We start from the raw sequence: 7,527 nt of genomic DNA on the forward strand, positions 1-7,527 counted from the left end.
CGTTATTTCAACAACACATCAAGGTCATCTAAATTAAACGGCTTCATTAAAAAGAAAAGATTTTGATCATTTCCGTGTTCACTGATAAATGAAGACATGTCATGCCCACTCATTATAAATACCGGTACGTTTGGATTAAAATTTCTTATTCTATTTAACACATCCTTGCCATTTATATCAGGCAAGATGAGATCCAGAAATATGCAATCAAATCGGTTGGGAGCATTCTGTATCATTTCAACAGCACTTAATCCATTATTGGATATAGTAACTAAAGCGCCACTGTCCTCAAAATAAGAGCGTAACAACAGACATGTTTCATTATTATCATCAACAACTAATATTCGTTGATATCGTGGTTGTTTTATAATTGCAAGGTCAGGCTGTTTGATGGCAGGTAATAAAATTGTAACTTTTGTACCTTTTTCTTCCCGCGATAGTGTTATGTGCCCTTCATGATTTTTTATATGACCAAATGCAATAGCAAGGCCCATACCGGTATGCTTTAACTTATCTTTTGTGGTGAAATATGGCTCAAATACTTTGGGAATCAGTGAATCATCAATCCCCGTTCCAGAATCAATAATATCAATCTGAACACATTTTACATATTTTTTTCTGACTTCTGCTGGCAGAAATTCATTGCTTACGTACTTTACTTTAATTTCAATTTCACCTTCTGTACCAATTGCCTCTGCTGCATTGCGCAGTATTTCAATGAACACCTGTCGCAGCTGGTTAACATCACCATATACTTTATACTCAGATTCTTCAAATTCTTTTTTTATGATGATCCTGTTATGCAGATTGGGTGTAGCACCTATAGCATACATTATGGGAGCCCGAATATCTAAATACGATGGATTATATAGTTGTCCACGGGCAAAGCCTAACAATTGATTGGTAAGTGTTGCTGCTTTGCTTGCAGCTTCAAATATCCTGGTTGCAAAATGTCTGTTGGGATCTTCCGTAGACAATTTACGTAAAAGAATCTCGGCAAATCCTGATATACCAGCCAGTATATTATTAAATTCATGCGCTATTCCCCGTGCAAGCCTTCCTACACTTTCAAGCCGTTTTGTTTCAAGTGTTTCCTCTTCCCGCTTTTGCCGTGCCGAAACATCTTCAAGCATAACAACAAAGCCTTCAGGTTCACGTGAAGAACGCATGTATGGGAAAGCTTTTCCGGCAAAATAAAATGTGACCTCCTCACCCTTAATTTTAACGGTATACGGGAATCGGGGAATATCCATAATACGGCCACGCACAACTTCTTTAAAAATAAGATCAATACCATATTTTTGAATTTGTTTATCTTTCCACACATTATAATTGGGAATCATAGTATCTACATGCTCAGCGATAGCTCTGAATGTCATATTCTGCCGCTTGATATATCCCTCATTGTCATAGAGCAATATTATATACGGCGAATGTAGAAATAGATTTTCTGAAAAGTAAAAAGCCTGTAGCATCTCTTCTTCTAAACGCTTGCGCTCGGTAATATCGCGTATTACTGCATGTATTCGGATAACCGTATCACCCTGTTTGATATAAATATTTTTCTGTTCAACCCATATAATTTTACCATCAATTGTTTTAACTTCAAAAACAAGCGATGGCACCAGAATCCCATCTTTTATATCCCGCCAGTGCTGTAAATATTTTCTTCTGTGTTTTGGGAGCACAAAATACGAAAGGTCGCGTAGTGTTTTTGCTCTTTTTATTGTAAACCCCAAACGTTCAATTGCATTAACGTTTGCATACTGTATAATACCAGAAGGATAATCAACCGAAATAACAACATCCGGAAGATTATCAATAAGCTCTTTAATCCTGAAATTTTTGTCAATAGAATGTTCCATATGATTATACTAAAATCTTTTGATACTATTTATTCATAATAATAGCAACTCCTACATAAATAAATAGTTTATCCTTTACATATAGTTGGGTAAATAACACATTCAGTTATTCCTACACAATATTTCTTATAAACATCAACATTTTTTCAACTTTATGCTATAGTATATGAAAGGGATTGTCAAGAATAAAGTATTTTGATATATTGTATAGTGCCGTTATTACAAGACCCGCAAAGACGTGTCAATCTAAAGAACAACAACGTCATTGCAAGGCCTTAAAAGGCTGTGGTGATTGTTAAAAAACAAGATTGCTTCAGCTCTTTTTAGGTTTGCGATAATACAATGAAAGCCATTCTCACTCCGACAAAATCGGAGATGAAAAAGGGGGAAGAGTTTACCTCATTATCCTGATAGGTAGTGAGGATAAGTGACACTCATTATGAACGCTATTTTAATGGGAGGTAGTATAAAAAATGGGTAGATTATTAATTTTAGCAGGGATACTGTTAATCATAACTGGAATCTTATTTCAAGTATTCCCTAAATTTTTAGGGAAACTGCCAGGTGATGTGATGTTTAGTAAAGGTAATATAACCGTTTATTTTCCTTTTATGACTATGATTATCATAAGCATTATTCTAACTATACTGTTGAATGTATTCTTGCGTTTTTTTAAATAACAGTAACTATCGCTCAAGTATATACACTATGATGTTAATTTAATCTTTATAAATGTAATTATTCTATCAATTTTTTTATTATTGACAGTACAATTTATTGTATTGATTTTATCTAAAACTTATACTATATACTTCCTTTATTGAGTATCACATCCAACATACAGGGTGATGAACAATGCATACCATAATCCTTGGCGCAGGTGTCGTTGGATATCAGATAGCCGAACAGCTTATCTCCGAAGGGAAAGATGTAGTGATATTTGAAAAGAATCCCGAACGTGCCAAATTCATATCTGAACATCTTGACTGCATGGTAATAAATGATGATGGCACCAATTTATCTTCGTTAAAACGTGCAGGGACCAAAGATGCCTCAATTTTTATTAGTGCAACCAACTCCGATGAAGTAAATATGATAGCCTGTGGTCTTGTTGCCAGTGAATTTAATGTCCCGCTGAAAATTGCCCGTGTCCGTAATATTGACTATTCTAAATCAAAGATTATGGGAAAAGCCTTCTTAGGCATTGACCTGATTGTCAATTCAGAAGTTGAAACAGCTCGACAGATAGCAAACACTATTGCACTTGGTGCAGATAGTGATGTTATGTTCTTTGAAAATACTGACCTTCAGATGCGCAACATAGTAATAACCAGAGGGTCATACTTTGCCAATAAAACAGTTAAGGAAATACGCAAAGGAATTTCTGAACCATTTCTTATTTCAGGGATAATGCGCAATAATGACTTTTTAATTCCAACAGGCGATACTTTAGTCTGCGAGGGTGATAATATCTATTTACTGGCAACACAAAAGAATTTTACTCGTATTTTTATACAAGTGGGTAAAAAGCAGGAAAAGATTGACCGCATTGTAATTATTGGTGGAGGTCGTGTTGGGTCTCTTGCATGCCAATATTTAATTAGAACTGGAAGAAAAATAACTGTAGTTGAAACTGATTATGAACGATGCAAATTCTTAGCTGATAAATTTCCGGATGCGCTTATCCTGAATGCTGATATTTCTGATGAAAGTGTTTTCCATGAAGAAGAAATAGCAAAACATGACCTTATAGTTACTGTCACCGATAATCAGGAACTCAATATGCTTATCAGCCTTTATGCAAAAAGCATGGGGATCAAACGGTCAATTGCTCTTGTCACAAATTCAAGCTATTTGGCCATTGCTTCACGATTAGATATTGACGTAACAGTTAATCCTAAACTCAGTACCGTTGATGCAATAATGAAATTTATCAGAAGAGGGAATATAAAAAGTTTACATAGCATTTTTCATGGACGAGCTGAAGTTATTGAATTTTCAGTTGATGAAAAGAATCCTTTAGTTGGCAAACCTCTCAAAGATATGCAATTCCCTGAAAATTCCATTATTCTTTCAGTTGTACGAAATAACAAAAATATTTTACCTCATGGAAACATTGTTATAGAGCCTAATGATCTTGTTATAATAATTGCAGAAAAAACATCCATACCTGAGCTTGAACGATTTATACAGGGCTAACGGAGTTTTAAGCAAGTGAATCCTTTATTGATTTTAAAAATTTTATCATTTCTTCTTATGATTGTATCTTCATTTATGGCAATACCGGCTGGCATTGCATTATTTCATGGTGAATATTCTAGCTTTCATGCTTTTGCCTTTATCATTGCAGTAGTGATACTAGTTGCTGCAATTACACTCATACTTCTTCGTCATAAAAAAGTTGAAATTCTTACAACTCGTGACGGTTTTCTTCTTGTTACGTTTAGCTGGATATCTGCTTCAATTATTGGTGCTTTTCCATTTTATATATCAGGATCAATACCATCGTATACTGATGCTTTTTTTGAAACTGTTTCAGGTTTTACAACAACAGGTGCTTCAATTCTAACCGATATTGAATCTTTGCCCAGATCACTACTTTTTTGGCGCTCACTAACACACTGGCTTGGTGGCATGGGTATAGTAGTTCTTGCCGTAGCAATACTACCCATGATGGGTATTGGTGGGCTACAGCTTATTCGCGCTGAAGCTCCTGGTCCAACAGTTGACAGGATTTCTCCCCGTATTACTAAAACTGCAAAAACATTATGGTTATTATATATTGGATTTACTTTTCTTGAAACTCTGTTACTTATGATTGGGGGAATGGATTTATTTGATAGCCTTTCTCATACATTTGGTACACTGGCAACAGGAGGCTTTTCAACAAAAAATGCAAGCGTAGGGCATTTCAATTCAGCCTATATTGACGGTGTCATTACCGTTTTTATGCTTATTGCTGGAATAAACTTTTCACTGCACTATCGTTTATTGACAGGAAGATTCAAATCACTTGTTCGCGATACAGAATTAAAAGTTTATTTATTAATATTTATTACATCAACAACATTAATAGCCCTCTCATTGTATGGTACTACCTATCAAACTATAGGAGAATGTGTACGGTTTGCATCATTTCAGGCTGCTAGTATCCTGACTACAACCGGATTTGCAACAGCTGATTATGAACAATGGGTCCCATTTGCTCATACAATTCTTTTCATCCTTATGTTTGTTGGAGGGTGTTCTGGTTCTACTGGTGGTGGCATAAAGGTTGTACGGCTTGTTATACTTTTAAAACAGGCACTCAATGAAATGAAATTACTAATTCACCCTCGGGGAGTTTTTGCATTAAAAATCAGTGGTAATATGGTGAAAAAAAATATTGTTTATGCTGTTATGGGCTTCTTTTTCCTTTATATAATGATTCTTCTTGTTGTTACGTTTGTTATAGCATTTGACGGGCATAACATTACCACATCATTTTCAACAGCTCTGGCCACATTAGGCAATATTGGCCCGGGTTTTGCAAATGTTGGCCCCACAAAAAACTATTTATTTTATGAAAGTTATATTAAATGGGTATTGTCATTTGCTATGATAATTGGGCGTTTAGAACTGTATACTGTTCTGGTAATTTGCATACCTCACTTCTGGAAGCGGTAATAATTACTATATACAATAGTTACACGTATAATCTGTATTATACCCAGAAATCATATTAGAATCAAAATCTTGAAAAATAATTCTTGACGCAAAAAACAAATTTTGCTTGTGTTCAAATCTCATTGGTATACTACTACTGTACAGTTTACTTCACTTATTATAGAAGGTAAAAACAATGCCTAAATATTCACTGAAAGATATTATAGAGCGCTCTAAAGGGTGGCTTAAGCACCCATATAGCCGCATTGCATTTATAATTTTTATAGCTATATCATTATACCTGATAATTTCAGCTATCATTGTGGTGGTTTTGACCAAACCCGAAAAAGAAATTAAAATCCCTGATATTGTTGGCAAGCGCTATGCTGATGTGCACAACAGCCTTATCCGTAAAGGATTAAAGCCGCAGCTTAAATTTTATGATGTCCACGATATTGACAATGACATTATTTTACGCCAATACCCAGAACCAGGGGAGATAGTATCTGAAAACAGCACCATACGTCTTTTAGTCAGCAGAAGCAATTTAACCATTGATATGCCCAGCGTGGTTGGTATGGAATTGCCTTTTGCTCTCAATAAGCTTAAAAATCTGCATCTGTACGATAAAACCATATCCCTGCGTGTTGGGGTTATTTCCTATATACCATCCGAAAAAACTGCTGACAACGTGGTTATTGACCAGAGCCCAAAATCAGGTGAAAAGATTGTACTGGACCGCAAGGTTAACCTGCTTGTATCAAGTGGAAGTGCCACGCAACCTGTTATGCCAAAAGTTGTGGGTCAGTCAGTTGACCTGTGTTTTCCTCTGTTAATGTCAAAAAAAGTAGATGTTGCATTTACAGTGGTGCCCACCAATGACATTGCACAAAGTGGCATCATAGCCAGTGTTACCCCACAGGAAGGTCAGCCTATCACAGAAGGACAAACAGTAACCATTCAAGTATACTATTACGAAATGAAGGATAAACCTTATTATGCATATGAACGTCTCAAATACACCGTGCCTGGTGATGAAAACGAAGGCCTATACGAAATATATGTAAGCGATAATAAATCAAAGAGGCTGTGTTTTTCGCAAAATTTGAAACCGGGTAACACTATAGATTGTGTATTCCACCGTACAGGCAATGCACGTGTATACGTTATGTGCAATAAAAAACAGGTTAAGGTGTTAAGTTTTGATGTTGAAGAATTTGACTGATACCATTGTACTATCGCCATCTATTATTGCCACTGACCTTTCAACCCTGGGATCAGTGGTAACAACATTTGACCATTCCTGCATGCATTTTCTGCATATTGATGTGATGGATGGTAGCTTTGTACCCAACATTACTATTGGCCCCGGTTATATACACAACCTTAAGCAACACACTGATATACCACTTGATATACACCTGATGATTGAAAAACCAGAGTTATCGCTTCAAAGCTTTATTGACTGCAAGCCATATTTTTTAACCATACATTTTGAAAGTACCCGTCAACCGGTACGCCTGCTGCAAAGCATAAAAAATTGCGGTATAAAAGCAGGTATTAGCATTAATCCTTCCACACCTGTTGAACAGCTTTTTGATATCCTTGCGTATACAGATATGGTGCTGCTTATGTCAGTTGAGCCTGGATTTTATGGGCAGTCATTTATTCCTTCATCTTTGAAAAAGATAGAAAAGCTCAATACATTCATTCGCACCAATAATTTTGCTACTATTATTGAAGTTGATGGTGGTATTAACGAAGACAATATTGCTGATGTTGTAAAAGCTGGTGCTACCGTTATTGTTGCTGGCAGCAGTGTGTTTAAATCTGCAGATGTAAATAAACAGGCACGAAAGTTACTGGAAATAGCAAAAAAGGCACAATTATAAATCCAATAAAATTTGTATGTGCTTTAAGAATGTGCTAATACACTACTATATATTTCAATACATAGTTTTTTTACATTAATTTATGTAAATTTGAACAAAATATAAAATAGTATACACCCCCGCCA

The 7,527-nt window shown here is 35.6% G+C and carries 6 protein-coding genes; 5 read left to right on the forward strand and 1 reads right to left on the reverse strand.

What is annotated here, in order from left to right; genetic code table 11:
• Positions 1-2: 2 nt before the first annotated feature.
• Positions 3-1,865 (reverse strand): ATP-binding protein, encoded by a 1,863-nt coding sequence (locus AB1444_11850; GenBank protein ID MEW6527343.1) that lies wholly within the window; start codon positions 1,863-1,865, stop codon positions 3-5.
• 473 nt (positions 1,866-2,338) lie between these two features.
• On the opposite strand from AB1444_11850, the gene AB1444_11855 reads away from it, so the two are divergent.
• The 5 genes from AB1444_11855 to rpe all read left to right on the forward strand — a co-directional run bounded on the left by AB1444_11855 (position 2,339) and on the right by rpe (position 7,402).
• Complete coding sequence (locus tag AB1444_11855; GenBank protein MEW6527344.1) at positions 2,339-2,545, forward strand: DUF2905 family protein; 207 nt, start codon at positions 2,339-2,341, stop codon at positions 2,543-2,545.
• A gap of 175 nt (positions 2,546-2,720) precedes the next feature.
• Positions 2,721-4,064 (forward strand): Trk system potassium transporter TrkA, encoded by a 1,344-nt coding sequence (gene trkA / locus AB1444_11860; GenBank protein MEW6527345.1) that lies wholly within the window; start codon positions 2,721-2,723, stop codon positions 4,062-4,064.
• 15 nt (positions 4,065-4,079) lie between these two features.
• Positions 4,080-5,531: a potassium transporter TrkG gene (locus AB1444_11865; protein MEW6527346.1), complete on the forward strand. Its 1,452-nt coding sequence runs from the start codon at positions 4,080-4,082 to the stop codon at positions 5,529-5,531.
• A gap of 175 nt (positions 5,532-5,706) precedes the next feature.
• Positions 5,707-6,735, forward strand: coding sequence for a PASTA domain-containing protein (locus AB1444_11870; protein MEW6527347.1), 1,029 nt, complete (start codon positions 5,707-5,709; stop codon positions 6,733-6,735).
• A complete protein-coding gene (gene rpe / locus AB1444_11875) occupies positions 6,716-7,402 on the forward strand; it encodes a ribulose-phosphate 3-epimerase (protein MEW6527348.1) in 687 nt (228 codons plus the stop codon). Before AB1444_11870 ends, rpe begins: the two co-directional genes overlap by 20 nt.
• The last annotated feature ends 125 nt before the right edge of the window (positions 7,403-7,527 follow it).

The sequence above is a fragment of the Spirochaetota bacterium genome (genome assembly GCA_040756435.1).
In the GTDB taxonomy this organism is placed as follows: Bacteria; Spirochaetota; UBA4802; order UBA4802; family UB4802; genus UBA4802.

Excerpts from the sequence above, each read along its gene's own strand:
- AB1444_11855 (MEW6527344.1), top strand. The coding sequence starts at position 2,339 with ATGGGTAGATTATTAATTTTAGCAGGGATACTGTTAATCATAACTGGA.
- rpe (MEW6527348.1), top strand. The coding sequence starts at position 6,716 with ATGTTGAAGAATTTGACTGATACCATTGTACTATCGCCATCTATTATT.
- AB1444_11870 (MEW6527347.1), top strand. The coding sequence starts at position 5,707 with ATGCCTAAATATTCACTGAAAGATATTATAGAGCGCTCTAAAGGGTGG.
- trkA (MEW6527345.1), top strand. The coding sequence starts at position 2,721 with ATGCATACCATAATCCTTGGCGCAGGTGTCGTTGGATATCAGATAGCC.
- AB1444_11850 (MEW6527343.1), bottom strand. The coding sequence starts at position 1,865 with ATGGAACATTCTATTGACAAAAATTTCAGGATTAAAGAGCTTATTGAT.